This is a genomic window from Pseudomonas sp. EggHat1, from assembly GCF_014892995.1.
GTDB lineage: Bacteria > Pseudomonadota > Gammaproteobacteria > Pseudomonadales > Pseudomonadaceae > Aquipseudomonas > Aquipseudomonas chaetocerotis.
Genome location: NZ_JACKQK010000002.1, coordinates 256,724 through 282,578 on the forward strand (window position 1 = coordinate 256,724; position 25,855 = coordinate 282,578).

At 64.8% G+C, this 25,855-nt stretch carries 22 protein-coding genes; 15 read left to right on the forward strand and 7 right to left on the reverse strand.

Annotation, left to right across the window (positions count from 1 at the left end):
• The first annotated feature begins 238 nt into the window (after positions 1-238).
• The 4 genes from INS93_RS05445 (at position 239) to INS93_RS05460 (ending at position 4,014) form a co-directional block, all read left to right on the forward strand.
• A complete protein-coding gene (locus INS93_RS05445; RefSeq protein ID WP_192980594.1) occupies positions 239-799 on the forward strand; it encodes a GNAT family N-acetyltransferase in 561 nt (186 codons plus the stop codon).
• Positions 796-2,385: a SagB/ThcOx family dehydrogenase gene (locus tag INS93_RS05450; RefSeq protein ID WP_192980595.1), complete on the forward strand. Its 1,590-nt coding sequence runs from the start codon at positions 796-798 to the stop codon at positions 2,383-2,385. Before INS93_RS05445 ends, INS93_RS05450 begins: the two co-directional genes overlap by 4 nt.
• A 169-nt stretch (positions 2,386-2,554) precedes the next feature.
• Complete coding sequence (gene tesB, locus INS93_RS05455) at positions 2,555-3,424, forward strand: acyl-CoA thioesterase II (RefSeq protein ID WP_192980596.1); 870 nt, start codon at positions 2,555-2,557, stop codon at positions 3,422-3,424.
• Positions 3,421-4,014 (forward strand): HAD family hydrolase, encoded by a 594-nt coding sequence (locus INS93_RS05460; protein ID WP_192980597.1) that lies wholly within the window; start codon positions 3,421-3,423, stop codon positions 4,012-4,014. Before tesB ends, INS93_RS05460 begins: the two co-directional genes overlap by 4 nt.
• 182 nt (positions 4,015-4,196) lie before the next feature.
• Here INS93_RS05460 and adeC read toward each other — a convergent pair whose 3' ends face one another.
• Genes adeC through INS93_RS05475 form a run of 3 tightly spaced genes read right to left on the reverse strand, consistent with a single transcriptional unit; the run spans position 4,197 to position 9,933 of the window.
• Positions 4,197-5,630, reverse strand: coding sequence for an AdeC/AdeK/OprM family multidrug efflux complex outer membrane factor (gene adeC, locus INS93_RS05465; RefSeq protein WP_192980598.1), 1,434 nt, complete (start codon positions 5,628-5,630; stop codon positions 4,197-4,199).
• On the reverse strand, positions 5,627-8,770 hold the full coding sequence (locus INS93_RS05470) for an efflux RND transporter permease subunit (RefSeq protein WP_192980599.1): 3,144 nt from the start codon (positions 8,768-8,770) through the stop codon (positions 5,627-5,629). The genes adeC and INS93_RS05470 overlap by 4 nt, the downstream gene beginning before the upstream one ends.
• 14 nt (positions 8,771-8,784) lie before the next feature.
• Positions 8,785-9,933 (reverse strand): efflux RND transporter periplasmic adaptor subunit, encoded by a 1,149-nt coding sequence (locus INS93_RS05475; RefSeq protein WP_192980600.1) that lies wholly within the window; start codon positions 9,931-9,933, stop codon positions 8,785-8,787.
• Between the two features lie 180 nt (positions 9,934-10,113).
• Between INS93_RS05475 and INS93_RS05480 the strand changes: the two genes are divergently transcribed.
• Positions 10,114-10,770, forward strand: a complete 657-nt coding sequence (locus INS93_RS05480) for a TetR family transcriptional regulator (protein ID WP_160017176.1) — start codon at positions 10,114-10,116, stop codon at positions 10,768-10,770.
• A 72-nt stretch (positions 10,771-10,842) separates the two neighbouring features.
• Here INS93_RS05480 and INS93_RS05485 read toward each other — a convergent pair whose 3' ends face one another.
• From INS93_RS05485 to INS93_RS05495, 3 genes are all read right to left on the reverse strand, one after another.
• Positions 10,843-11,025 carry a hypothetical protein gene (locus INS93_RS05485; RefSeq protein WP_192980601.1) on the reverse strand — a complete coding sequence of 61 codons (183 nt, stop codon included), beginning with the start codon at positions 11,023-11,025 and terminating at the stop codon, positions 10,843-10,845.
• Positions 11,026-11,374: 349 nt separating this feature from the next.
• Complete coding sequence (locus INS93_RS05490) at positions 11,375-12,391, reverse strand: zinc-binding alcohol dehydrogenase family protein (protein WP_192980602.1); 1,017 nt, start codon at positions 12,389-12,391, stop codon at positions 11,375-11,377.
• Between the two features lie 22 nt (positions 12,392-12,413).
• Positions 12,414-12,707, reverse strand: coding sequence for a putative quinol monooxygenase (locus INS93_RS05495; protein WP_192980603.1), 294 nt, complete (start codon positions 12,705-12,707; stop codon positions 12,414-12,416).
• Positions 12,708-12,812: 105 nt separating this feature from the next.
• Between INS93_RS05495 and INS93_RS05500 the strand changes: the two genes are divergently transcribed.
• Entirely contained in the window at positions 12,813-13,727 is a 915-nt protein-coding gene (locus INS93_RS05500; protein WP_192980604.1) for a LysR family transcriptional regulator, read from the forward strand.
• 109 nt (positions 13,728-13,836) lie between these two features.
• Here INS93_RS05500 and INS93_RS05505 read toward each other — a convergent pair whose 3' ends face one another.
• Complete coding sequence (locus tag INS93_RS05505) at positions 13,837-14,616, reverse strand: AraC family transcriptional regulator (protein WP_192980605.1); 780 nt, start codon at positions 14,614-14,616, stop codon at positions 13,837-13,839.
• A gap of 297 nt (positions 14,617-14,913) precedes the next feature.
• Between INS93_RS05505 and INS93_RS05510 the strand changes: the two genes are divergently transcribed.
• From INS93_RS05510 to INS93_RS05550, 9 genes are all read left to right on the forward strand, one after another.
• Positions 14,914-16,536: an APC family permease gene (locus tag INS93_RS05510; RefSeq protein ID WP_192980606.1), complete on the forward strand. Its 1,623-nt coding sequence runs from the start codon at positions 14,914-14,916 to the stop codon at positions 16,534-16,536.
• 27 nt (positions 16,537-16,563) lie between these two features.
• Entirely contained in the window at positions 16,564-16,851 is a 288-nt protein-coding gene (locus INS93_RS24870) for a hypothetical protein (RefSeq protein ID WP_319017536.1), read from the forward strand.
• A gap of 11 nt (positions 16,852-16,862) precedes the next feature.
• Positions 16,863-17,789: a 4-hydroxyproline epimerase gene (locus INS93_RS05520; protein ID WP_192980712.1), complete on the forward strand. Its 927-nt coding sequence runs from the start codon at positions 16,863-16,865 to the stop codon at positions 17,787-17,789.
• A 44-nt stretch (positions 17,790-17,833) separates the two neighbouring features.
• A complete protein-coding gene (locus INS93_RS05525) occupies positions 17,834-18,781 on the forward strand; it encodes a dihydrodipicolinate synthase family protein (protein ID WP_192980607.1) in 948 nt (315 codons plus the stop codon).
• Positions 18,782-18,843: 62 nt separating this feature from the next.
• Positions 18,844-20,421 (forward strand): aldehyde dehydrogenase (NADP(+)), encoded by a 1,578-nt coding sequence (locus INS93_RS05530; protein ID WP_192980608.1) that lies wholly within the window; start codon positions 18,844-18,846, stop codon positions 20,419-20,421.
• Between the two features lie 3 nt (positions 20,422-20,424).
• The gene (locus INS93_RS05535) at positions 20,425-21,684 is read left to right on the forward strand and encodes an NAD(P)/FAD-dependent oxidoreductase (RefSeq protein WP_192980609.1); all 1,260 of its coding nucleotides are present in this window, start codon (positions 20,425-20,427) and stop codon (positions 21,682-21,684) included.
• 166 nt (positions 21,685-21,850) lie between these two features.
• Positions 21,851-22,243: a DUF2946 domain-containing protein gene (locus INS93_RS05540; RefSeq protein ID WP_192980610.1), complete on the forward strand. Its 393-nt coding sequence runs from the start codon at positions 21,851-21,853 to the stop codon at positions 22,241-22,243.
• A gap of 111 nt (positions 22,244-22,354) precedes the next feature.
• Positions 22,355-24,385 (forward strand): TonB-dependent receptor, encoded by a 2,031-nt coding sequence (locus INS93_RS05545; protein WP_192980611.1) that lies wholly within the window; start codon positions 22,355-22,357, stop codon positions 24,383-24,385.
• Complete coding sequence (locus tag INS93_RS05550) at positions 24,373-25,818, forward strand: hypothetical protein (protein WP_319017537.1); 1,446 nt, start codon at positions 24,373-24,375, stop codon at positions 25,816-25,818. The genes INS93_RS05545 and INS93_RS05550 overlap by 13 nt, the downstream gene beginning before the upstream one ends.
• The last annotated feature ends 37 nt before the right edge of the window (positions 25,819-25,855 follow it).

Here is a 25,855-nt window from a genome sequence, read left to right on the forward strand (position 1 = left end):
CAGACCTTTTCTGCGCGGGTTTTCGTATGACAGCTCGCCAGCCATGTAGCAAGCCCCGTAGTTGGAGGGCGAGGACCTCCGCTGGAGACCGTTCGGGACGATGCAGTTAAGCATCGGTGGTCCGGCCGCTGTCGACCAGATGCTCGTGCAGCATGCGGGAAAGGCGGGCTGTAAGCGGCTTACAATAAGTGCTCATCGAGTCGACGCCATATGGTCGCAGCCAATCGAGACAATCGCCATGCCCCTGATCGAAACCTCCACTGAGCGCCTGCTGCTGCGCACCTGGCGCGACAGTGATCTGTCGGCGCTGGTCGCACTCAATGCCGATGCCGAGGTGATGCGTCATTTTCCCGCGCCTATGGATGCCGAGCAGAGCGCACAACTGCTGGCGCGCATCCGTGCGCATTTCGATGAGCACGGCTTTGGCTTCTGGGCTTTGGAGCGGCGCGACACTGGCGAACTGATCGGCGTCACCGGCCTGGCACAGGTCGGCTTCGATGCGCCGTTCGTACCGGCTGTGGAAATCGGCTGGCGCCTGGCGCGGGCGCACTGGCGTCAGGGCTATGCCCGCGAGGCGGCGCGTGCTGCCCTGGCCGTGGCCTTCGAGCAGCTTGGGTTGGACGAGGTACTGAGCTTCACCGTGCCGGCGAATCTGCCGTCACAGGCGGTGATGCGCAGCATCGGTATGCAGCGCGACGAGAGCGGCGATTTTCTCCATCCGCGCGTGCCGTCCGGTCATCCCTTGCAACCGCACGTGCTCTATCGCATAAGCCGCGAGCGGTGGGAGGCGCAGCGATGACGGACGTGCTCGCCTATCACCAGCTCAGCAAACACGCCCCCGAGCGCTTCGCACCGGGGCCGGGGCAACTGGACTGGGCGACCCAGCCAGCGCCCTTTCGCCGTTACGAGGGGGCTCGGCTGATCGAGCTGTACCACCGCCCGCTGGAAGAGGGGCCGGCCTACGATGTTGCATTCGCCGGACCGCAGGCGCCGCCCGCACCACTGAATCGCGCCAGCGTCTCGCAACTGCTGTACGACAGCCTGGCCATTTCCGCCTGGAAGGAGGCCGGCGGCAGCCGCTGGGCGCTGCGGGTCAACCCGTCGTCTGGCAACCTGCACCCGACCGAGGCCTACCTGTTGCTGCCGCCGGGTGTCGTGGATGAAACTGGTTTGCTGGCACATTACGCGCCGGATCTGCATGCGCTGGAGGTGCGCTGCGACCTGCCTGCGCCGCTCGGCCAGCAGCTTGCCAACAGCCTGCCGCCCGGCGGTTTTCTCCTAGGCCTGAGCAGTATCGCCTGGCGCGAAGCCTGGAAGTACGGCGAGCGGGCTTATCGTTATTGCCAGCACGACCTGGGGCATGCCCTGGCGGCGCTGGCCATCGCCGCCAGCGTGCAGGGCTGGCAGGTGCGCATGCTCCACGGTGTGGCCGAAGCGCGTCTGGACGGCCTGCTGGGGCTGGATGATGAGGGCTTTCATGAGGCCGAACATGGCGACTGTCTGCTGTGGATCGGCCCGGCGCAGACGATGGAGTTCGCGCTGCCCGAGCCCCTGCTGACCGGGCTGGCGCAGCTTGAGCGGGCCGGGGTGCCCAATCGTCTGTCACGCGATTATCGCCACTGGCCCGAGCTGCAGCGCATACATGGGCTATGCCGTGCACCGGCACGTCCTCGCGCCGCCTGGAGCTTAGATGCTGCTGGTGTTCGCAATGACAACCCCGGCCTGCCCTTGAGGCCCATCCTGCATCGCCGGCGCAGTGCGCAGAGTATGGACGGCCGCAGCGGTATTCAGGCTGCACTGCTGCTGGCCTGGCTGCGCCGCCTGATGCCGGTGCAATCGCCGGTGCCGTTCGCCGTCACCGGTGAGCCGAGCGAGATCGACCTGCTGCTGTTCGTTCATCGTGTGCAGGGCCTTGCGCCCGGTCTGTACTGGCTGGATCGCACGGGCAGCGGCGTGCAGTCGCTGCGCGAGGACTATCTATGGCAGCGGGTGGACGACGAACTGCCGCTGTACCGTTTGCTCGAAGGCGATGCCCGTGGTCTGGCGGGCTTTCTCAGTTGCGGTCAGGACATTGCCGCCGACGGTTGTGTGGCCCTGGCCATGCTGGCGCGGGTGGAGAGCACTGTTGCCAATGGCAATTGGCGTTATCCCCGGCTCTACTGGGAATGTGGCCAGATTGGTCAGGTGCTCTATCTGGAAGCCGAGGCGGCCGGGCTTTCGGGGACTGGCATCGGTTGTTATTTCGACGACGCTCTGCGGGAATTGCTCGAAGATGCCGACAGCGGTTGGCAAAGTCTTTACCATTTCACCCTTGGCCGCGCTGTATGGGATGAACGCCTGACGTCCCTGCCGGCCTATTCCCAACCGCGATTCCCAGACCGTTGAAAAAACGTAGGCGAGGCAGGCAAGACAATACCGATGGCGGCCCCGCAAAAACGGCCGAAAAAGCGCAGTTTAGTATACTAAATGAGCATTTTGAGGGCGTTTTTAACGCAGTATTGCCAACGCAGATAGTTTTTCAACGGTCTGTTACCCCTGCACGAGGAGACACTCCATGACCCAGGTACTCGACGATCTGGTCGCGCTGCTGAGCCTGGAACAGATCGAGGAAAACCTGTTCCGTGGCCGCAGCCAGGATCTCGGTTTTCGCCAGTTGTTCGGTGGCCAGGTGCTTGGCCAATGCATTTCCGCCGCCAGCCAGACGGTCGAGGAGGCGCGCCACGTGCATTCCATGCACGGCTACTTCCTGCGCCCGGGCGATGCCAGCCTGCCGGTGGTTTATCAGGTCGAGCGCACCCGCGATGGCGGCAGCTTCAGCACCCGTCGCGTGGTGGCGGTGCAGAAGGGCAAGCCGATCTTCTTCTGCAGTGCCTCGTTTCAGTATGACGAAGAGGGGTTTCACCATCAGAGCGAGATGCCGGACGTCCCCGGCCCCGAGGACCTGAAGTCGGAAACCGAGCTGGCGCGCATGGTCGCGCCGATGATTCCCGAGCGCATGCGCGAGCGTGCGATCAGCGACAAGCCTATCGAGATTCGCCCGGTTACCCTGATCAACCCCTTTGCCCCGCAACCCTGCGAGCCGGTCAAGTACGTGTGGTTCCGCGCCGCCGGCGAGCTGCCTGACGACCCGCAACTGCACAAGTACCTGCTGGCTTACGCCAGTGACTTCAACCTGCTGACCACCTCGATGCAGCCCCACGGTGTGTCGGTGTTCCAGAAGTTCATGCAGGTGGCCAGCCTTGACCATTCGCTGTGGTTCCACCGCAACCTGCGTATGGACGACTGGCTGCTGTACGCCATGGACAGCCCCTGGGCCGGCAATGCCCGTGGTTTCTCCCGCGCCAGCATTTACAACCGTCAGGGCGAACTGGTGGCCTCCGTCGCCCAGGAAGGCCTGACCCGCGTGCGTGAGGACTGGAAGTGAAGACACTGCGTGAGGCGCGTCACTGGGTGTTCGACATGGACGGCACCCTGACCCTGGCGGTGCACGATTTTCCGGCGATCAAGCGGACGCTGGGCATTCCCCAGGAGGATGACATTCTCCATCACCTGGCGGCGCTGCCGGCGGAGGAGGCCGCGCAGAAGCATGCCTGGCTGCTGGAGCATGAACGCGAGCTGGCGGTGGCCTCGCGCCCGGCACCAGGTGCCATCGAGCTGGTGCGTACCCTGAGCGAGCGTGGCTGCCAGCTCGGCATCCTGACCCGCAATGCTTACGAACTGGCGCTGCTGACGCTGCAGGCCATCGGCCTGGATGACTGCTTCGCCACGGCGGACGTTCTCGGCCGCGATGAAGCTCCACCCAAACCCCATCCGGGCGGATTGCTGCACCTGGCCGAGCGCTGGAGTGTTAGGCCGCGTGAGCTGGTAATGGTCGGCGACTACCGCTTCGACCTGGAGTGCGCCCAGGCCGCCGGTGCGCGCAGCGTGCTGGTCAACATGCCGGACAACCCCTGGCCGGAGCTGACCGAGTTGCATGCCCAGGACTGCGCGCAGTTGCTGGCCGAGCTGAGCTGAGCGCAGACAGCGCCATGCTGTCCATGCCGCGCCGACACCCAGGCAGCGCCAACGGCCCCCGGATTTCATCCGGGCTAGGTTATGCAGCCCAGTCCCGTCAGGACTCGTAAAAAAAACGCCCCCGCAAAGACTGCGGGGGCGGCGCGTTGGATAAGGTCGTCCTTGAAGCGGGTTACGCGCGGTCAACCTTGTGGGGTGTCGCTCCCCGTATTGCTCCAGCCACCACCCAGGGCCTTGTACAACTCCACTTCGCTGCTGAGCTGGGCCAGGCGGTCGGCGATCAGTTGCTGGCGCACGCTGAACAGCTGACGCTGGGCGTCGAGCAGGGTCAGGTAGCTGTCCACGCCGGTGCGGTAGCGGCGTTCGGCCAGGTCGTAATAGGTCTCGGTGGTTTCCAGCAGGGCACGCTGGGCGTCCAGTTGCTGGCGATAGGTGGTACGTGCAGCGAGGCGGTCAGCGACTTCCTGGAAAGCCACCTGAATGGCTTTCTCGTACTCGGCGACGCGGATATCGCTCTGCAGTTCGGCATAGTCGAGGTTGGCGCGCAGACGTCCAGCGTTGAAGATCGGCAGGCTGATTTGCGGCTGGAACAGCCAGGTGCCCGAGCCGCCATCAAACAGGCCGGACAACTGGCTGCTGGCGGTACCGGCATTGGCGGTCAGGCTGATGCTGGGGAAGAACGCCGCACGCGCCGCGCCGATATTGGCATCGGCGGCCTTGAGCTGGTACTCGGCCTGCAGCAGGTCGGGGCGACGCTGCAGCAGGTCGGCGGGCAGGCCGGCCGGTACCTGCTCCAGCAGTTCGGCGTTCAATGCCAGACCTTGCGGCAGGTTGGCCGGCAGGCCGGTGCCGAGCAGTTGAGTCAGGGCGTTGCGATCCTGAGCGACCAGGCGCTGGTACTGCGCCAGGCTGACGCGGGCGCTGTCCACCGAGCTGCGTGCCTGGCTCAGGGCCAGGGCATCGGCGACACCGACGTCGAAGCTGCGCTGGGTCAGCTGGTAGCTCTCCTCGAAGGTCTTCAGGGTGTCCTGGGTCAGTTGCAGCAGCGCCTGATCCGCCTGCCATTGCAGGTAGGCGTTGGCGACGCTGGCGACCAGGCTGATCTGCGTGCTGCGCGCGGCCTGTTCGGTGGCCAGGTACTGCTGCAGGGCCTGCTCGCTGAGGCTGCGGATACGGCCGAAGAAGTCCAGCTCCCAGGCGTTGACGCCCAGGGTCGCGCTGTACTGACCGCTGGTACGGGCTTCGCCGGTCTGGCTCAGGTCAGCGGGCAGGCGCTGGCGAGTGCCGGCGCCGTCGGCGGAAACCGAAGGCAGCAGGTCGGCACGCTGGATGCGGTACAGCGCGCGATAGGCTTCGACGTTCAGCGCAGCAACGCGCAGGTCGCGGTTGTTTTCCAGTGCCACCTGCACCAGTTGCTGCAGCGCCGGGTCGCGGAAGAACTCGCGCCATTGCAGGTCGGCCGCTGCACGGCTGCCTTCGCTGGCGGCGCTGCCATAGGCTTCGCCTTGCGGCCAGTCGGCGGCCACCGGAGCGTCCGGGCGCTCATAGTCGGGAATCAGGCTGCAGCCGCTGAGCAGAGCGGCGGCCACGGCCAGGGACAACAGGGACTGCCTCATTGCAGTACCTCCTTCTCGTTTTCACGGGTCGGCTCGGGGCGCTTCTTCTCGAAAATCGAGCAGACCACTACGTAGAACAGCGGAATCCAGAAGATCGCCAGGATCATCGCGCTGAGCATGCCGCCGATCACCCCGGTGCCGATGGCGTGCTTGCTGCCTGCGCCGGCACCACTGGCGATGGCCAGTGGCAGACAGCCAAGGATGAACGCCAGCGAGGTCATGATGATCGGGCGCAAACGCATGCGGCAGGCTTCGATGGCCGCCTCGGCGAAGGTCATGCCCTGTTCGTACTGGGCCTTGGCGAACTCGACGATGAGAATCGCGTTACGCGCCGACAGGCCGATGGTGGTGAGCAGACCGACCTTGAAGAACACGTCGTTGGACAGGCCGCGCAGCTCGGTGAACAGCAGCGCACCGATGATCCCCAGCGGCACCACCAGCATCACCGCGAACGGGATCGACCAGCTCTCGTACAGGGCTGCCAGGCACAGGAACACCACGATGGCGGAGATCACGAACAGTGCAGTGGTCTGCGAGCCTGCCAGGCGTTCCTCGTAGGACAACCCGGTCCAGGAGTAGCCGACGCCCTGTGGCAGCTGCGAGGCGATTTCCTCGACGGCGGCCATGGCATCACCGGTGCTGTAGCCAGGTGCCGGTGCACCGAGGATTTCCACCGCCGAGACGCCGTTGTAGCGCGCCAGCTTCGGCGCACCGTAGGTCCATTCGCCGCTGGCGAAGGCACTGAACGGCACCATGCGGCCCTGGTCATTGCGCACGTACCACTTGTTCAGGTCTTCCGGGCTCATGCGTGCTTCGGATGTGCCTTGCAGGTAGACCTTCTTCACGCGACCGCGATCGATGAAGTCGTTGACGTAACTGGCACCCCAGGCAATCGACAGGGTGCTGTTGATGTCCGCCAGCGACAGACCGAGGGCGCGGGCGCGTTCGTCATCGATCAGCAACTGGTACTGCGCCTCGTCGCGCAGGCCGTTGGCGCGCACGCTGTCGAGCACCGGGTGCTGGTTGGCCAGCTGCAGGAACTTGTCGCGTGCCTCGTTCATCACCTGGTGGCCAACACCCGCCTGATCCTGCAGGAAGAAGTTGAAGCCGGTGGCGTTACCCATCTCCATGACCGCCGGCGGGGCGAAGGCGAACACCATCGCATCGCGGAAGCTGAAGAAGTGCATCTGTGCACGTTGCGCCAGTGCGGCTACGCCATTCTCCTCACCCGGGCGTTCGCCCCAGGGCTTGAGCATGATGAAGGCCATACCGGAACTCTGACCACGGCCGGCGAAGTTGAAGCCGGTGACGGTGAACACCGACTTGACCGTGCTCGCTTCGTCTTCCAGCAGGTACTGGCGCATCTCGTCGACCACCACCTGGGTGCGCTCGGCACTGGAGCCGGACGGCGTCTGCACCTGGGCGAAGAGCACGCCCTGGTCTTCCTCGGGTAGGAAGGCGGTGGGGATGCGGGTGAACATCCACGCCATGATGATGACGATCACCAGGTACAGCAGCAGGTAGGGCGCCTTGCGCTTGATCATGCCCGCTACGCCACGCTGATAGGCATTGCTGCCGCGCTCGAAGGTACGGTTGAACCAGCCGAAGAAGCCGCGCTTGGCCTCGTGGTGATCGCCGTCGATGGGCTTGAGCAGGGTGGCGCACAGCGCCGGGGTAAAGATCAGCGCCACCAGCACCGACAGAGCCATGGCCGAGACGATGGTGATGGAGAACTGCCGGTAGATCACCCCGGTGGAGCCGCCGAAGAAAGCCATTGGCAAGAATACTGCCGAGAGCACCAGGCCAATGCCCACCAGTGCGCCCTGGATCTGCCCCATGGACTTGCGCGTCGCTTCCTTGGGCGATAGCCCATCCTCGCGCATCACCCGTTCGACGTTCTCCACCACCACGATGGCGTCGTCCACCAACAGGCCGATGGCCAGGACCATGGCGAACATGGTCAGGGTATTGATGGAGAAACCGAACGCGGCAAGTATGCCGAAGGTGCCGAGCAGTACCACCGGCACCGCCATGGTCGGAATGATGGTGGCGCGCAGGTTCTGCAGGAACAGGAACATCACCAGGAACACCAGCACGATGGCCTCGAACAGGGTGTGCACCACCCCTTCGATGGAGGCCGAGATCACCGGCGTGGTGTCGTAGGGGAAGACCACTTCCATGCCGGCCGGGAAGAACGGCTCGAGATTGGCGATGGTTTCACGCACTGCCTTGGCGGTATCCAGGGCGTTGGCACCGGTGGCCAGGCGAATCGCCAGACCGGATGCCGGCAGGCCGTTGAACTGCGCGTTGATGGCGTAGTTCTCGCCGCCCAGCTCGACCTTGGCGATGTCACCCAGGCGTACCTGGGAGCCATCGGGCTGAACCTTGAGCAGAATCTTGCGGAACTCTTCCGGGGTCTGCAGGCGCGTCTTGCCGATGATGGTAGCGTTTAGCTGATTGCCCGGCGCCGCAGGCAGGCCGCCGAACTGGCCGGAGGAAATCTGCACGTTCTGCGCCTGGATGGCGCTGCGCACGTCAACCGGAGTCAGCTGGAAGCTGTTGAGCTTGGCCGGGTCGAGCCAGATGCGCATGGCGTACTGCGCGCCGAACACCTGGAAGTCGCCGACGCCCTTGGTCCGTGAGATCGGGTCCTGCAGGTTGGAGACGATGTAGTCCGACAGGTCTTCACGGGTCATGCTGCCATCTTTCGACACCACGCCGATGACCATCAGGAAGTTGCGCACCGATTTGGTCACGCGGATGCCCTGTTGCTGGACTTCCTGTGGCAGCAGCGGGGTGGCCAGTTGCAGCTTGTTCTGCACCTGAACCTGGGCAATATCCGGGTTCACCCCCTGTTCGAAGGTAACGATGATCTCCATGCTGCCGTCGGAGTTGCTCGACGAGCTGACATAGCGCAGACCGTCGATACCGTTGAGCTGCTGCTCGATCACCTGCACCACAGTGTCCTGCACCGTCTGCGCCGAGGCACCCGGGTAGCTGACCTGGATGGCGACGGCAGGCGGCGCGATGCTCGGGTACTGGTTGATCGGCAGCTTGAGGATGGACAGGCCACCCGCCAGCATGATCACCAGGGCGATCACCCAGGCGAAGATCGGCCGGTCGATAAAGAATCTGGACATTCAGTACTTCTCCGTTAGTCCTGGCCGCTGGCTTGTTCGGCGTCTTGGGCAGGCTGTTCGGTCTCGACGTTGCCGGCCGGCACGGCCTTGACCTCAGCGCCAGGCTGCACGAACTGCAGGCCCTCGGTGATCAGGCGGTCGCCTTCGTTCAGGCCTTCCTCTACCAGCCAGGCACTGCCGGCGGTGCGATCAGCCTTGAGCACGCGCAGTTCAACCTTGTTGTCGGCACCCACCACCATTGCCGTGGGTTCGCCGCGCTGGTTGCGCGTCACACCCTGCTGCGGGGCGAGGATGGCGTTCTGCTTGACCCCGGAGAGCAACTCGGCATGCACGAACATGCCCGGCAGCAGCAGGTGGTCCGGGTTGGGGAACACGGCGCGCAGGGTCACCGAGCCGGTGCTTTCGTCCACTGCCACTTCGGAGAATTCCAGGGTGCCTTCATGGGCGTAACGGCTGCCGTCCTCCAGTTTCAGCGCGACCTTGGCGGCGCTGTCGCTGGCTTTCTGCAGGCGACCATCGGCCAGGTCACGGCGCAGACGCAGCAGTTCCTTGCTCGATTGGGTGACGTCGACGTAGATCGGATCGAGCTGCTGGATGGTGGCCATGGCGCCCGCCTGGCCATTGCTGACCAGCGCACCTTCGGTTACCGCAGAGCGGCCGATGCGACCGCTGATCGGCGCCATCACCTTGGTGTAGCGCAGGTCGATGCGCGCCTGCTCCAGTGCGGCGTCAGCCTGCAGGGCGGCGGCGCGGGCTTCGTCATAGGCCTGCTGGCTGACGGCCTTGTCGGCAACCAGCAGCTTGTAGCGATCAGCCAGGGACTTGGCGGAAAGCTGCGTGGCTTGGGCGCTCTTGAACGTGGCTTGGTAGGTGGCCGGGTCGATCTGGTACAACTGCTGGCCCGCCTTGACCTCGCTTCCTTCGGTGAACAGACGCTTCTGAATGATGCCGTTGACCTGTGGGCGCACCTCGGCGATGCGATAGGCGCTGGTGCGCCCCGGCACTTCACTGGTCAGTGCAAAGGGTTTGGCTTCGAGCGTTACCACGCCGACTTGCGGGGTTTGCTGGGTCTGTGGGGCGCTGGATTCCTGGCAGCCGGTGAGACTGAGCATTGCCACGGCGATGGCGGAAACCAAGACAGCGAAGGCTGGCTTCGAGTGCATCTGAGAACCTCGTTTTTATCGAATCATGGCCCAAGGGGCGAAGGGGACGAAGGCAGGGGAAAAAATCGATGGAGGAATATACTTACGTACGTGAATGTTTGTAAATGCCTAAAGCTGCCTGCATACTCTCGCCCGTCCTTCCTTACCGAAGGGTTACGGCAAAGCGACAGTAGGTGACAGATGGCCAGAAGAACCAAAGAGGAAGCGCAGGCGACGCGGGTGCAGATACTCGATGCCGCCGAGCGGGTGTTCCATGCCCAGGGCGTTTCCCGTGCCTCTCTGGCGGAAGTGGCGAAAGAAGCCGGCGTCAGCCGCGGCGCTATTTATTGGCATTTCGAGAACAAGATCGATCTGTTTCAGGCGATGCTCGAACGTCTGCGCCTGCCGCTCGAGGAACTGGCGCGTGCCAGCGAGAGCGAGGACGAGCCGGACCCACTGGGCTGCATGCGTGAATTGCTGGTCAAGGCCCTGACGCGCCTGGCTTGCGAGCCGCAGACCCACCGCACCCATGACATCCTGCGTTACAAATGCGAATACACCGGTGAGCTGCTCGGCCTGCGCGAGCGCATGCAGGCGCTGAGCCTGGAGTGCGATCAACGTATCGCCAAGGCGCTGAGCAACGCGGTCAACAAGGGCCAGCTGCCGAGCGATCTGGACTGCGCGCGCGCAGCTGTCTGTCTGCATGCCTATATGGAAGGCATCGAGTCGAACTGGTTGCTGGTGCCCAACTTCGACCTGGCGCAGCAGGCGCCCGCGCTGGTCGACACCGCGTTGGACATGCTGTGCAGTCCGGCGTTGCGCCTGATGACGGTCAGTCAGCTGCCTGACGAGAGGTAGGGTGCGCTGCTCGCACCAGGGGTTAGCCCGGGTTTTCGGTGCGCACAGCGCACCCTACGGCCTTGCAGTTACTCAGCCTGCCTTGAGTTGCGCGGGCCAGTCGGGCAGGTTGTGTGGCGCGCGCACGCGGGCTTCCAGCCTGACGACGAACTGGCGGGCTTCCTCTTCGCTGCGAAAACTCACGCAATGCTGATCCAGACGGACCTGCCACAGGCATTCGCCGCCCTGATTCTGCGGTTGGACGACAATCTTCATGCTGACAACCTCCTTGAGCTGCGACGAGTCGCCAGTGCTTGTTGGGGACAATCAGGATAGTTCGCTTGTATGACCTTGTTCTGATCTGGATCAAATGGCCGACCAGCGTGACGCCGCTTCGCGATAAGCGGTACCGTGAAGTCAACGCTGGGTCAGGCGAGGGGGCTGAAGCAGGGAGGTAGGGTGCGCTGTGCGCACCAGGTATTAGCCGGTTTTTTCGGTGCGCACAGCGCACCCTACGACATCGCAATCAGGGCTGAGATTTGTGGGCCGGGCGGCGTTCCGTTTCAGCCACCACACCGACTCACCGCACTGTCCTACCCCATGCGACCCAGCCCCGCATCGCGCCTCAGAACCCTTCGAGCACGATCTTGCCCTTGGCCTTGCCGCTCTCCAGCAACGCATGAGCGCGGCGCAGGTTGGCTGCATTGATGGTGCCGAAATGCTCACCGAGGGTGGTCTTGATCACGCCGCTGTCGACCAGATCGGATACTCGTTCCAGCAGACGATGCTGCTCGATCATGTCTTCGGTTTGGTACAGAGAGCGGGTGAACATCAACTCCCAATGCAGTGACAGGCTCTTGCGCTTGAGTTGCATCACGTCCAGTGGTTGCAGTGGGTCGTCGATCAGCGCCAGGCGCCCCTGAGGCTCCAGGGATTCGACCAGTTGTGCGTAGTGCTGGTCGGTTTGGGTCAGGCTGGCGACATGGGTGACCTGGCCGATGCCAATGCGCGCCAGTTCCTCGCTCAGCGGCTTGCTGTGATCGATCACATGATGTGCGCCCAGCTCACGGACCCAGGCCTGGGTTTCCGGGCGCGAGGCAGTGCCGATCACGGTCAGGCCGGTCAGGTGGCGTGCCAGTTGGGTGAGGATCGAACCAACACCGCCGGCGGCGCCAACGATCAGCAGGCTCTGGCCTTGATCGGCCGAACCCTCGGCAACCTGCAGGCGCTCGAACAGCAGTTCCCAGGCGGTGATGGCAGTCAGTGGCAGGGCCGCAGCTTCGGCGAATGACAGGCTGTTGGGCATATGGCCAACGATGCGTTCATCGACCAGGTGCAGTTCGCTGTTGGCACCGGCACGGTCGATGGCACCGGCGTAGAACACCCGGTCGCCGGGCTGGAACAGGCTGACTTCGCTGCCCACGGCCTTGACGATACCGGTCGCATCCCAGCCCAGCACTTTGGCGGCGCCGTTCTCCGGTTTGACGCCGAGGCGGATCTTGGTATCGACCGGGTTGACCGAGATGGCCCGAACCTCGACCAGCAGATCGTGCGGGCCCGGAGTAGGGTCGGCCAGCTGTATGTCCTGCAGTGCTTCGGGATGGTCGGCAGGCAGGGATTGGTAGTAAGCGACGGCTTTCATGGAAATGGTCCTCTGTGAGGTATCAGGTAAGGGGTTGCAGCGGGAGCAGATCGATGCCCGCAAGCCGCTCGCCGAATGCGTTGGTGAAATATAGGAAATGGGGCGCTGCGCGATGCTGGTCCAATGCCTCGGCGTCGCGCCATTGTTCGATCATCACGAACTGGTGCGGGTCCAACTTGTTGCGGTGCAGCGCGTACTGCAGACAGCCGGGCTCTGCGCAGGTGGCCGTGACCAGGCGTTGAAGGCCTGCGGCCACTGCCTCGGCATGACCTGGCAGGGCCTTGATGGTGGCGATCAGTGTGAGAGCAGTGGTCATGGCTGGCTCCGGTGGGGTACTGGAGTCATGCTCGTTTATTTGTGTGGCAAGAAAAAGCGGCGGGTAATAGAGTCTCTTTCATCAATATTTTGAAAGTGAGCGGCCATGCTGCGTTTCGACGATCTGCAACTCTTCGTGCGTACCGCCGAAACCGGCAGCCTGTCCGCTGCGGCGCGGCAGCTGGATGTATCGCCAGCGGTCGCCAGCGCCGCCCTCAAACGTCTGGAGCAGCAACTGCAGGTGCGCCTGCTGGCGCGTTCGACGCGCAGTCTGCGCCTGACGCCCGAGGGCGAGCTGTATCTGGTGCATGCCCGGCTGGCGTTGCAGAGCTTGGAGGAGGGACGTCAGCAACTGGTCGGCAGTCAGGAGGGTATTTGCGGCGTATTGCAGCTTTCTGCGCCCTCGGATCTGGGGCGTAACACGCTGTTGCCCTGGCTCGACGAGTTTCAGGGCGAGCATCCGCAACTGCAACTGCGCCTGCTGCTGGCAGACCGGGTGACCGACCTGTTTCGTGAGCCGGTGGATATCGCCTTGCGCTACGGCGCACCGGAGGATTCAAGCCTGGTGGCACTGCCGGTGGCAGCTGACAATCGTCGGGTGCTCTGCGCTTCACCTTCCTATCTCGCCCGGCACGGTTCGCCGCAGAGCGTGGAGGAGCTGCATCAGCACAACTGCCTGCTCTATATGCTGCATGGCCGTGCGTATGATCGCTGGCGCTTTCAGGATGGCAAGCGCGAAGTGCTGATGAACGTCGCGGGTGATCGAGTCTGCGACGATGCCGATGTCACTCGACGCTGGGCCGTGGCCGGGCGGGGTGTGGTGTACAAGTCCTGGCTGGATGTCGCCGAAGACGTTCGCGAAGGACGCCTGCAGGTGCTGCTGCCGAACTGGCTGGGCGAGCCGACGCCTTTGTATCTGGTCTGTGCGCACCGTGCTCAGCTGAGCAAGTCGGTGCATCTGTTACGCGAATTCGTGCAACTGCGCTGCCAGCGTTTGCTGGACGCTGCGCCATGGCGTTAGCACTTGATGCGATAAAGCCCTGAGGCACGGTAGTGCTGCGTTACAAACTGGCTGCATGCAACTGTTCGCCTGATGCAAGTCAGTGTGGCCCCGAAGTGGCGAGTGGCTTTTATGCGTGTCTACCCATTGCCTGCCGGTACTGCTGCGGGGTAAAGCCGGTGAGTTGCTTGAACTTTCGGCTGAAGGCGCTGTGGTCGGTGTAGCCGCATTGCAGGGCGATATCGGTGATGGGCAGATCGGTCAGCAGCAGACCATGGGCATGCTCAAGTCGGGCCTTGCTGATCATCTGTCGGGGTGTGAGATGGAAGACCCGTTTGCAGTAGCGCTCCAACTGGGCGACGGACAGGCCGGCGATATGAGTCAACGTCTCCAGGGTGATGGTTTCATGGAAATGCTGGCGAATATGTTCGTCCACGGCGGCCAGGCGCTCGTAGGCAGGATGGCTGGCACTGGCCGACTGCAGGTCCACGGAGATGCCCACCAGCCCGATGATGCGTCCGCTGCGATCATGCAGCGGGCGCTTGTGCGTCAGGCACCAGCCAGGTTCGCGGCTGCCGTAGAGATGCAGCTCCAGCTGGTCCTCCAGCATCTGACCTTGTTGTAGAACACTGCGGTCCTGCTCGGTGTAGCCGGGGCCTAGCTGGGCGGGAAAGACCTCGGCACTGGTCTTGCCCAGCAGGGGGCGCAGGTCCTTCAGCCCGCAGCGTTGAACCAGGGTGCGGTTGGCCAGCAGGTAGCGTGCCTGGGTGTCCTTGATGAAGATCACCGCATTGGGGATTGCATCCAGCATGGGCAGCAGCAACCTGGCGCTGCCCAGTAACTCTTCCATGTTCTTCGGACGCGTCTGCTCGCTCTCCGCGAACAGGGCACCGAGCGCGTTTCGCGACATTTTCCTTTCTCCAGCGGTAGGCCTGTTGATGACCGTCCGGCAGGTTGCCCCACGGCCATGTCTGCTGTCGATAGGCACTCGGCGACATCGCGCGGGATGGGCGCTTTGTGCCGATTTCGTCATGGTGGCCGAGGAAAAGTATCAAGCCCAGGCACGCTTTGCCGGGCCAATCTATGGCCGCTGCAGATATCGGGAGGTCTTTGGCCCGGCTCCTGGCGGGTGCCTGAATCGTCTCCGAATCAAGACACTGCAGCAGACTCTCTCCAGCCCATCCAAAACATACAAGAGGGCGGCACCATGTCTGGAAAGTTCAAGAAACAACTGTCTCTGACGGACCTCACCTTCATTGGCCTGGGGGCCATCTTCGGTTCCGGCTGGCTGTTCGCTGCCAGCCACGTATCCGCCATTGCCGGTCCGGCAGGCATCATCTCCTGGTTTCTCGGCGGCTTTGCAGTGCTGCTGCTGGGCATCATCTATTGCGAGCTGGGCGCGGCGCTGCCACGTGCCGGTGGAGTGGTGCGCTACCCGGTGTTTTCCCATGGTCCACTGCTGGGCTACCTGATGGGATTCATCACGCTGATCGCCTTTTCCAGCCTGGTGGCGATCGAGGTAGTGGCCGCACGTCAGTACGCAGCGGCCTGGTTTCCCAGCCTGACCCAGTCGGGCACCAGCAATCCGACGCTGCTCGGCTGGCTGCTGCAATTTGCATTGCTGTGCCTGTTCTTCTGGCTCAACTACCGCAGCGTGAAAACCTTCGCCCGCGCCAACAACCTGGTCAGCGTATTCAAGTTCATCGTGCCACTGCTGGTCATTGGTGTGCTCTTCACCTTCTTCAAGCCCGAGAACTTCCAGGTGCAGGGCTTCGCGCCGTTCGGGTTGTCGGGCATCGAGATGGCGGTGTCGGCCGGCGGCATCATCTTCGCCTACCTGGGGCTGACGCCGATCATCTCGGTGGCCAGCGAGGTCAAGAATCCGCAGCGCACCATCCCCATTGCGCTGATCCTCTCGGTGCTGCTCTCCACGGCTATCTATGTTCTGCTGCAGGTTGCGTTCCTGGGGGCCGTGCCGACCGAAATGCTGGCCAACGGCTGGGCCGGTATCTCCAAAGAATTCGCCCTGCCATACCGCGACATCGCGCTGGTACTCGGGGTGGGCTGGCTAGCCTATCTGGTGGTCGCCGATGCCGTGGTTTCGCCCAGTGGCTGCGGCAACATCTACATGAATGCGACGCCGCGAGTGATCTATGGCTGGGCGCAGACCGGCACTTTTTTCCGCATATTCACTCGCATCGACGAAGCCTCTGGCATTCCGCGTCCGGCACTGTGGCTGACCTTCGCTCTGTCGGTGTTCTGGACCCTGCCATTCCCCTCCTGGGAAGCGCTGATCAATGTGGTGTCCGCCGCGCTGGTACTGAGTTATGCGGTAGCCCCGGTCACGGTGGCTGCGCTGCGCCGCAATGCGCCGGATATGCCGCGCCCGTTTCGTGTGCGTGGCCTGGCGGTAATGGGGCCGCTGTCCTTCGTGATTGCCGCGCTGATCGTCTACTGGTCCGGCTGGGGCACCGTGTCCTGGCTGTTGAGTCTGCAGATTGTGATGTTCGTGATCTACCTGCTGTGCCGCCGCTTCGTGCCGACCGAGCACCTGAGTCTTGCCCAGCAGGTGCGCTCGTCCGCCTGGCTGATCGGCTTTTACGCCGTGACGCTGCTGCTTTCCTGGTTGGGCAGCTTTGGCGGGCTGGGAGTGCTCGGTCATCCCTATGACACCCTCAGCGTGGCGCTCTGTGCCCTGGGCATTTACCACTGGGGCGCAGCCACCGGTGTACCGGCCGAGCTGATTCGCCTGAGCGGCGAGGACGAAAGCGAGGACGGTGATGAGGCGGATGCCGCGCCAGTTCCGACGCTGGTGCCGGGCCGCGCCTAGTCGGCATTGACCGGAAGGAGTACGACCATGACTGATCTCGTCAATCTCAGCCTCGATCAGGTGTACGCGCTCGCGTTGCGTGCCCTGACCGTCAACGGCATGAGCCAGGATCATGCCCGCGCCATCGCTGACACCATCACCCGGGGGCAGCGCGATGAGTGCCATTCCCACGGCTTTTACCGCGTGCTGGTGTGCGTGCACTCGCTGCGCTGCTTCGCGGCCCGCCAGCGCAGCCGACAGGCCGGCGTCTGGGTGAGCCGACCGCTGCTGGACGATATTCAACGGCTGATCGATCAGCCCCATTCCCTGACCTGACGGACCTGGCCATGAAGCGTATCCATGTCATCGATTCCCACACCGGCGGCGAACCCACGCGCCTGGTGATGGACGGCTTTCCCGAATTGGCCGGCAGCACCCTGGCCGAGCAGCGCGACACCTTGCGCGAACAGCACGACCGCTGGCGCCGTGCCTGCCTGCTGGAGCCGCGCGGCAATGACGTGCTGGTGGGCGCGTTGTACCGTCCGCCGGTTTCGCCCGGCGCAACCTGCGGGGTGATCTTCTTCAACAACGCCGGTTACCTCGGCATGTGCGGCCACGGCACCATCGGCCTGGTGGCGTCCTTGCAGTACCTGGGTCTGATGGCACCCGGCGAGCACCGCATCGACACCCCGGTGGGCACCGTCAGCGCCACGCTGCACGAGGACGGTCGTGTCACCGTCGGCAACGTGCCGGCCTATCGCTATCGCCGTCAGGTGCCGGTGGACGTACCTGGGCACGGCGTGGTTCACGGCGACATCGCCTGGGGCGGCAACTGGTTCTTCCTGGTCAACGACCACGGCCAGACCCTGCACCTGGACAATGTCGATGCCCTCAGCGCATACACCTGGGCGCTGTTGCAGGCCCTGGAGGCACAGGGCATCGGTGGCGAGGACGGAGCGCCTATCGACCATATCGAGTTGTTCGCCGAGGACGACGAAGCGCATAGCCGCAATTTCGTCATGTGCCCCGGCAAGGCTTATGACCGTTCGCCCTGCGGCACTGGAACCAGCGCCAAGCTCGCCTGCCTCGCCGCAGACGGCAAGCTCGCTGCCGGGCAGACCTGGGTCCAGGCCAGCATCACCGGCAGTCGCTTCGAAGGGCGCTACCAGTGGGAGGGCGAGCGTATTCGTCCCTTCATCACGGGCCGCGCCCACCTGACCGCCGACAACACCCTGCTCATCGATGAGCAGGACCCCTTCGCCTGGGGCATCTGAGCCCTCTTCGCCCCATTCTCAAACCCTGCTCTAGGAGCGACAGCATGAATATCGATATCTTCCGTGGCTGCATTCCCGCCCTCATGACGCCCTGCACCGAGACACGTCAACCCGACTTCGATGCCCTGGTTGCCAAGGGCCGCGAACTGATCCAGGCGGGTATGAGCGCCGTGGTCTACTGCGGTTCCATGGGGGACTGGCCGCTGCTCAGCGAAGCGCAACGTCAGGAAGGGGTGGCGCGTCTAGTGCAGGCTGGCGTGCCCACCATCGTCGGCACGGGGGCGGTGAATACCCGTGAGGCGGTGTCGCACGCGGCCCACGCGGCCAGGGTGGGTGCCCACGGGCTGATGGTGATTCCGCGCCTGCTCTCTCGTGCGGCCTCGCCGGCGGCGCAGAAGGCGCACTTCAGCGCCGTGCTGCAGACGGCGCCGGAGCTGCCTTCGGTCATCTACAACAGCCCGTATTACAGTTTCTCCACCCGCGCTGATCTGTTCTTCGAATTGCGTGGGCAGCACCGCAACCTGATCGGCTTCAAGGAGTTCGGTGGCGCGGCCGACATGCGCTATGCCGCCGAGCACATCACCTCCCGCGATGACGACGTGATTCTCATGGCCGGTGTCGACACCCAGGTGTTCCACGGTTACGTCAATTGCAACGCCACCGGCACCATCACCGGCATCGGTAACGTGCTGCCTCGTGAAGTCCTGCAACTGGTCGCCTTGAGTCGCCAGGCTGCCAGCGGTGACGCGCGTGCACGGCGCCTGGCCCTGGAGCTGAGTGCTGCGCTGGAGGTGCTCTCGTCCTTCGACGAAGGCTGCGATCTGGTGCTGTTCTACAAGTACCTGATGGTGCTCAACGGCGACCGCGAGTACCGCTTGCACTTCAACGAGAGCGACGCCCTCAGCGACTCCCAGCGCCGCTATGCCGAGCAGCAGTACAGCCTGTTCCTCCAGTGGTATGCCAACTGGACGGCCGAACACAACCTCGCCTGAGTTCGCCCGCCCCGCCGACCGCCGGTACGGCGGGGCCAACCCCTGAACGCTAAGGATGCACTATGACTCTTACAGGCAAGATGCTGATTGGCGGCGCGGTCGTGCCCGGCGTCGGCAACGCATTTCACGCCATCGATCCCGCTACCGGCCAGGCCCTTGAGCCTGCCTACCACGGCGCCTCTCGCGCGCAGGTGGAGCAGGCGTGTGCCCTGGCCTGGGCCGCCTTCGATGACTACCGAGAGACCACGCCGTCAGCCCGTGCGGCCTTTCTGGAGGCCATTGCCGAATCCATCGAAGCCTTGGGTGAGACGCTGATCGAGCGGGCAATGGCAGAGACCGGCCTGCCCCAGGCGCGCCTGCAGGGCGAGCGTGCGCGAACCTGCCAGCAACTGCGTAGCTTCGCCCGCACCCTGCGCGCGGGTGAGTGGCTGGACGTGCGCATCGACCGCGCGCAACCTCAGCGTCAACCCCTGCCTCGACCGGACCTGCGCCAGCGCCAGGTGCCACTGGGGCCGGTGGCGGTGTTCGGCGCGAGCAACTTCCCTCTGGCGTTCTCCGTGGCCGGTGGCGACACCGCCTCGGCGCTGGCGGCAGGCTGTCCGGTAGTGGTCAAGGCGCATGGCGCTCACCCCGGCACCAGTGAGCTGGTCGGGCAGGCGGTGCGCCAGGCAGTGGCGCGCTGCGGTCTGCCCGAGGGTGTGTTTTCGCTGCTGTTCGGTGCCGGGCGTGAGGTCGGTCTCGGCCTGGTCGGTGATCCGCGTATCAAGGCGGTCGGCTTCACCGGTTCGCGCAGTGGCGGCCTTGCCCTGTGTCAGGCGGCCCAATCCCGGCCCGAGCCGATCCCGGTCTACGCCGAGATGAGTTCGATCAACCCGGTGCTGCTATTTCCGGCAGCGCTCAAGGCGCGTGGCGAGGAACTGGCCCAGGGCTTCGTCGCTTCGCTGACCCTGGGCGCCGGTCAGTTCTGTACCAATCCGGGCCTGTTGCTTGCCCCGCGCGGTGCTGCGCTGGATACGTTTCTCGTCGCAGTGGCCGAACAGCTCAGGCAGTGTCCGGCGCAGGTGATGCTCACGCCGGGTATCCACCAGGCATTCAGCGCCGGTGTCGAGGCGCTGGCTGCACATCCTCAGGTGAGGCAGGTTGCCAGCGGGTTGCCGGGAGACGGGCCGAACCGCTGCCAGGCACAGGTGTTCCTCACCGATGCCGAGTCTTTCCTCGCCGACCCTGCTCTGCATGGCGAAGTCTTCGGCGCGGCGGCGCTGCTGGTGCAGTACGACGACGCGGCGCAGGTTCGCCGTCTGCTTGACGCGCTCGAAGGCCAGCTCACGGCCACCTTGCAGCTGGACGCTGCCGACTTCGATGCGGCGCATGCCCTGTTGCCGACCCTGGAACTCAAGACCGGTCGGGTGCTGGTCAATGCCTGGCCGACAGGTGTGGAAGTGTGTGATGCCATGGTTCACGGCGGGCCGTTCCCGGCCACCTCGGATGCGCGTTCCACCTCGGTGGGTACGGCCGCCATTCGCCGCTTCCTGCGGCCGGTATGCCTGCAGGGTTTCCCGGATGAGCTGCTGCCGTTGGCCCTGCGCGACGCCAATCCGCTGGGGCTGCGGCGATTGATCGACGGCGAAAGGGAGGTCTGATCGATGAGCGATCACCTGTCGGTCGATGTCGATGTGGCTGTGGTCGGCGCCGGTATCATCGGTGTCGCCTGCGCCCTGCAACTGGCGCGTCAGGGGCTGCGGGTGCAGGTCTTCGACCCGGACGGCGTGGGGCAGGGAGCCTCGTTCGGCAATGCCGGGCACCTGGCCACCGAGCAGGTGTTCCCGATTGCCGACTTCTCCATCCTCAAGCGCCTGCCCGCCATGCTCCTCGACCCGATGGGGCCGCTGCGTCTGGACTGGACCTATCTGCCGCAGGCCACACCCTGGTTTCTGCGCCTGCTGCTCAATCTTCGGGCTGCGCCGTTCGCACGCACCGTGGCCGGGCTGCGTGCGCTCAACGAGGCCAGTCTGAGCGCCTGGCGGCGCACCTTGCAGGCCATCGCACGACCAGAACTGTTGCGTGAGGACGGCTCGTTGCTGGCCTATGAGCAGGAGCAATCGCGTCCGGCGCTGCTGGCCCTGCAGGCACGCATGCAGGCGCAGGGTGTCCCGGTCGACTACTGGGACGCGCAAGCCGTGCGTGCGGCGCTGCCCACACTCAGCGATGGCCTGCGCGGTGGGTTGTTCTTTCCCGCCACCGGGCACTTCATCGACCCCTACCGGGTGGTGGGTGAACTGGCTCACGCCGCCCAAGCACTGGGCGTGGTGTTCCATCAACGCCGGGTGGTGGACGGGCACCTGTTGCCGGACGGCGTTGCGCTGCGCTTCGATGGTGGTGCACTTCGCGCACGCCGGGTGCTGCTGGCCTGTGGAGCCCATTCGGCGGCACTCACCGCGCGCCTTACCGGCAGGCGGGTGCCTTTGGATACCGAGCGCGGCTATCACCTGATGTTGCCCCGGGAGCAGGGGCGCTTACCCTTCGCCGTCACCTCCTTCGAGCGCCGCTTCATCATGACGCCGATGCAGGACGGGCTGCGCCTGGCGGGCACCGTGGAGTTCGCCGGGCTCAACAAGCCTGCGAACATGGCCCGTGCCTGGCAGTTGCAGCGTCTGAGCGAGGGGCTGTTTCGCGATGAACTGAACCTCGAGGGAGCCAGTCCGTGGATGGGCATGCGACCGTCGTTGCCGGATTCGCTACCAATCATCGACCAGGTTGAGCAGGGGCGTGTCTTGCTCGCCTTTGGCCATCAGCACCTGGGCCTGACGCAGGCCGCCATCACCGGCGAACACATTGCCGGGCTTGCTCGGGGGCAAGTGCTACCGGGGCTTGCGGCCTATCGGTTGGGGCGCTTCGGTGGTTAGCTGACGGCGGCACGAATCGCACGATCACGGGCCGGTCGGTGCCGGCCCGATCATGTTGAACGCGGATAAATCCCCACTCCCATTACTTTGCTAGACTCTCGTACACAATCCCTGCGGCAACGCACCGCAGTGTCGCGCTGCCATCCTCTGTTTAGAGTCGCGCCCCATGAAACTGGCCCGCAAAGACCGCTCACTGACCGCCTGGGTGCTGTACTTCAGCATCCTGTTCAGTGCGTTCGTCTGCGCGATCAGCCACGGCCAGATGGCCGGCATGCAACTCAGCGGTCTGGACGGCCAGTACTGCTCGTTCGATGGCAACTTCGGCGCCGGCGCCGGCGCCGACCTCGACGGCTCCGGCATCGTCGCGCCCAACCCGGCCACCGGTTCCAACTGTGCGCTGGCCAGCCTGTTCAGCGCGATCATTCTCGCCGCCTTCTTCGGCCTGCTCGGGCTGCTGTCGACCAGCCACGCGCTGCCTGGCGTCGGCCACGCCGTCCGCCACCCCATCCGCTACCTCTGGCCCTCGGCCAATCCCCGCGCCTCCCCGCTGCTCGCCTGATCCCGCCCGAGCCGTCGCCTGCCGACGCACCATAACAATCGAGCGAATACCTGCTGCCACCCGTGCATGCCCAGTGCATGGCGGCTGGCGCAGTTTTCAGGGGAGACACCCATGCGACGCCCATTTCTTTTCGGCCTGCTGGCGCTGAGCTGCGGCCTGGCCCAGGCCGACCACGTGCAACTACCGGACGACACCGTCACCGGCCAGCAACGACCCGACCCCACCGCGCCGACCATCGAGGAAAAGCGCGCCGAGTTCGCCCATATTCCCGGCGGCGCCAGCCTGGTCGATGCCGAGACCTACAAGAGCGGGCGCAGCAGCACCCTGCAGGATGCCCTCGGCCTTGCCACCGGGGTGTTCATCCAGCCGCGCTTCGGTGCCGAGGAGGCACGCCTGTCGATTCGCGGCTCCGGCCTGCAGCGCACCTTCCATGGCCGCGGCCTGCTGCTGATGCAGGACGGCGCTCCGGTCAACCTGGCCGACGGCAGCTTCGACTTCCAGACCATCGAGCCGCTGGCGGCCAACCACGTCGAGGTGCTGCGCGGCGCCAACGCCTGGCGCTACGGCGCGGCCAATCTGGGCGGCGCGATCAACTTCGTCACCCCCACCGGCAAGACCGCGGCGCCGGCCGATCTGCGCGTCGAAGGCGGCAGCTTCGGCTACCAGCGGCTGTACGGCGCCTTCGCCCAGGACTTCGGCGACTGGGACGGCTTCGTCAGCATCGCCGACTACCAGCAGGACGGCTTTCGCGATCACGCCAGGCAGGACAACCAGCGCTACTTCGCCAACCTCGGCGGGCGGATCAACGAGCGCCTGGCCACCCGCTTCTACCTGACCCATGTCGAGAGCGACTCCGAGCTGCCGGGAAGCCTGACCAAGGCGCAGCTGCGCCGCGATCCCGAGCAGGCCTCGGCCGCGGCCCTCGGTGGCGACCAGAAGCGCGATTTCACCCTCAACCGCCTGGGTAACATCAGCACCCTGCAACTGGACGGCGGGCACAGCCTGGAACTGTCGAGCTTTTACAGCGAGAAGTCGATGTTCCACCCGATCTTCCAGGTGCTGGATATCGACAGCGAGGACTACGGCTTGCGCCTGGCGCACAAGTGGCAGGACGCCCAGGGTTGGCGCTGGGTCGGCGGCGTCGAGGTCAACCACGGGCGCAACTGGGATTCGCGTTACCTCAACGTCGGCGGGCAGAAGGGGCGCAAGGTCAACGAACTGCACCAGACCGCACGCAGCCTGAATGCCTTCGCCGAGCTGGAAGTACCGCTGGCCGAGCGCTGGGCGCTGATTGGCGGCCTGGCCTGGCTGCATCAGCAGCGCGACGTCGACGATCGGCTCAAGTGCAACGCCTTCGTCAGCGGTTTCTGTCTGGCCCAGGATGAGTCGTTCAACAAGACCTATATCGGCCGCATTGGCCGTATCGGCCTGCGTCACGATCTGGACGACGGCCTGCAGTTCTTCGCCAACTTCAGCCAGAGCGTCGAGCCGCCGACCTTCAGCGAGCTGACTGGTGGCCAGGTGGTCACGGCCAACGACGCGCAGAAGGCCAATACCCTGGAGTTCGGCATGCGCTGGATGCGCAGCAATCTGGAGCTGGACGTGGCGGTCTATCGCAGCGAGATCCGCGACGAACTGCTGGCGCTCAACGACGCCGACGGCAACGCGCTGGGCACCATCAACGCCGACCGCACCCTGCACCAGGGCATCGAGCTGGGCGGCGCGCTGACCCTGGGCCAGTTCGTGTTGCGAGGCCAGTACCTGCTCAACGATTTTCGCTTCGACAACGACGATGTCTACGGCGACAACCGCCTGGCCGGCGCGCCGCGCCAGTTCGTCAAGGGCGAGGCGCTGTGGCAGCAGGGTGGCTGGTACGCCGGGCCGACCTTCGAATGGGTGCCGACCCACTACAACGTCGACCACGCCGAGAGCCTGTATGCCGACGGCTACGCCATCTGGGGGCTGAAGGCCGGTTACCGGGCGCGCGAAGGGCTGGGCTTCTTCGTCGAGGGTCGCAACCTGTCCGACAAGACCTACGCCGCCGCCACCGGGGTGATCGCCGACGCTCGCGGCCAGGACAGCGCGCAGTTCCTGCCCGGCGACGGCCGCGCCGTCTATGCCGGCCTGGAGTGGCGGCTTTGACAGCGGCACTGCCGGCGCAAGAACTGCCGCGTCTGACCTGGCGTCAGCGCCTGTTGCGGCTGCTGCCGTGGCACAGGCGCCTGGCACTACTAGCCTGCCTGGGCGTGTTCAGTTGGGCGGGCAGTGGCATGCTGCACCCGCTGATGGGCTACCTGCAGCCGCGTCCGCAGACCATGGCCGCACCGCAGCAGGTAGTACCGCTGGATCACCTGCGCAGCCCGGCGCAGGTCCTCTCCGCAGCGACCATCGAGCGGGTACAGGCACTGCGCCTGCTGGTCCTGGCTGGCGAGCCTTACTACCAGGCGCGTCTGCCGGGTGAACCGCTGCCGCGTTACTGGCATGCGCGTAGCGGCCAGGCCAGCGATGTGGCTGCGGCCCATGCCGAACACCTGGCGCGGCACTATCTAGGCAGTGACGAGCCGCTGAGCTATGTCGACAGCGTCGAGCGCTTTACCAGCGAGTACGCCTTTATCAACCGCTTGTTGCCGGTCGCGCGGGTCGATACCCAGCGCGATGATCGACTGCGGGTGTATGTCGACCTGTTCCATGACCGTCTAGGCACCCTGGTGGATCAGCGCAAGGCCTGGTTCAGCGCCTTCTTCCAGACCTTGCACAGCTTTCGCTGGCTGGATGCGGCGGGGCCGTTGCGGCCGCTACTGATGGTCCTGCTGCTGGCCTCTATCCTCAGTGCGACGCTGTTCGGCATCACGCTGTTCGTCGCGCGTCGCCGCGCCCGCAGCTTCAGTCGCCGGCTACACGGCTGGTGGGGCCTGGGGCTGGCGGCCGCGACCCTGAGCTTCGCCAGTAGTGGCGCCTGGCACCTGCTGCACAAACAGATGGCCGAGCCGTGGCCGGTCGCCTATGCCCCTAGCTTCGACGTGGCCCGGCTGGATAAGGCCCCCAATGCCGAGTGGCTGCTGCAGGGCGAGACACTGTTCGGCCTGAGCCTGCTGGAGCTGGACGGCAGACCGGTCTGGCGGGCTCAGGGGCAGCAGTTTGGCCTGATGCCGAGCCTGCACTATCTGGATGCCGACGGGCGTGAGCTGGATATCGATGCGGCGCGTCGTCATGCTCGCCAACGCCTCGATCATTACGCTGCCGGCCTCGGCTTGGGCGAAATGCAGAGCCTTGAGCTGCAATCGCAGTTCGATCACGAATACGGCTTCGTCTTCAAACGCCTGCCGGTGTTCAAGGCCACTTACACCGACGTGCGACACACCGCTTTGTATGTCGACCCGCTGGACGGCGCGCTGGCCAGCCGCGTCCAGGACGCCGACCGGCGCGAAGGCTGGATCTTCGCCTACCTGCACAAATGGGAGTTTCTCGCCGGCCTGGGTAATGGCTACAAGCATCTGCTGCTGGGTCTGGTTGCGCTGGCGCATGTGCTACTGGCGCTGGTCGGCCTGAGCCTGCTGCGTCGGAGAGTGCGCTGATGGTGACCTGCGAATTCCTTCCGCCACCCTCACCGAC

Excerpts from the sequence above, each read along its gene's own strand:
- INS93_RS05445 (WP_192980594.1), top strand. The coding sequence starts at position 239 with ATGCCCCTGATCGAAACCTCCACTGAGCGCCTGCTGCTGCGCACCTGG.
- INS93_RS05450 (WP_192980595.1), top strand. The coding sequence starts at position 796 with ATGACGGACGTGCTCGCCTATCACCAGCTCAGCAAACACGCCCCCGAG.
- tesB (WP_192980596.1), top strand. The coding sequence starts at position 2,555 with ATGACCCAGGTACTCGACGATCTGGTCGCGCTGCTGAGCCTGGAACAG.
- adeC (WP_192980598.1), bottom strand. The coding sequence starts at position 5,630 with ATGAGGCAGTCCCTGTTGTCCCTGGCCGTGGCCGCCGCTCTGCTCAGC.
- INS93_RS05470 (WP_192980599.1), bottom strand. The coding sequence starts at position 8,770 with ATGTCCAGATTCTTTATCGACCGGCCGATCTTCGCCTGGGTGATCGCC.
- INS93_RS05475 (WP_192980600.1), bottom strand. The coding sequence starts at position 9,933 with ATGCACTCGAAGCCAGCCTTCGCTGTCTTGGTTTCCGCCATCGCCGTG.
- INS93_RS05480 (WP_160017176.1), top strand. The coding sequence starts at position 10,114 with ATGGCCAGAAGAACCAAAGAGGAAGCGCAGGCGACGCGGGTGCAGATA.
- INS93_RS05485 (WP_192980601.1), bottom strand. The coding sequence starts at position 11,025 with ATGAAGATTGTCGTCCAACCGCAGAATCAGGGCGGCGAATGCCTGTGG.
- INS93_RS05490 (WP_192980602.1), bottom strand. The coding sequence starts at position 12,391 with ATGAAAGCCGTCGCTTACTACCAATCCCTGCCTGCCGACCATCCCGAA.
- INS93_RS05495 (WP_192980603.1), bottom strand. The coding sequence starts at position 12,707 with ATGACCACTGCTCTCACACTGATCGCCACCATCAAGGCCCTGCCAGGT.
- INS93_RS05500 (WP_192980604.1), top strand. The coding sequence starts at position 12,813 with ATGCTGCGTTTCGACGATCTGCAACTCTTCGTGCGTACCGCCGAAACC.
- INS93_RS05505 (WP_192980605.1), bottom strand. The coding sequence starts at position 14,616 with ATGTCGCGAAACGCGCTCGGTGCCCTGTTCGCGGAGAGCGAGCAGACG.
- INS93_RS05510 (WP_192980606.1), top strand. The coding sequence starts at position 14,914 with ATGTCTGGAAAGTTCAAGAAACAACTGTCTCTGACGGACCTCACCTTC.
- INS93_RS24870 (WP_319017536.1), top strand. The coding sequence starts at position 16,564 with ATGACTGATCTCGTCAATCTCAGCCTCGATCAGGTGTACGCGCTCGCG.
- INS93_RS05520 (WP_192980712.1), top strand. The coding sequence starts at position 16,863 with ATGAAGCGTATCCATGTCATCGATTCCCACACCGGCGGCGAACCCACG.
- INS93_RS05525 (WP_192980607.1), top strand. The coding sequence starts at position 17,834 with ATGAATATCGATATCTTCCGTGGCTGCATTCCCGCCCTCATGACGCCC.
- INS93_RS05530 (WP_192980608.1), top strand. The coding sequence starts at position 18,844 with ATGACTCTTACAGGCAAGATGCTGATTGGCGGCGCGGTCGTGCCCGGC.
- INS93_RS05535 (WP_192980609.1), top strand. The coding sequence starts at position 20,425 with ATGAGCGATCACCTGTCGGTCGATGTCGATGTGGCTGTGGTCGGCGCC.
- INS93_RS05540 (WP_192980610.1), top strand. The coding sequence starts at position 21,851 with ATGAAACTGGCCCGCAAAGACCGCTCACTGACCGCCTGGGTGCTGTAC.
- INS93_RS05545 (WP_192980611.1), top strand. The coding sequence starts at position 22,355 with ATGCGACGCCCATTTCTTTTCGGCCTGCTGGCGCTGAGCTGCGGCCTG.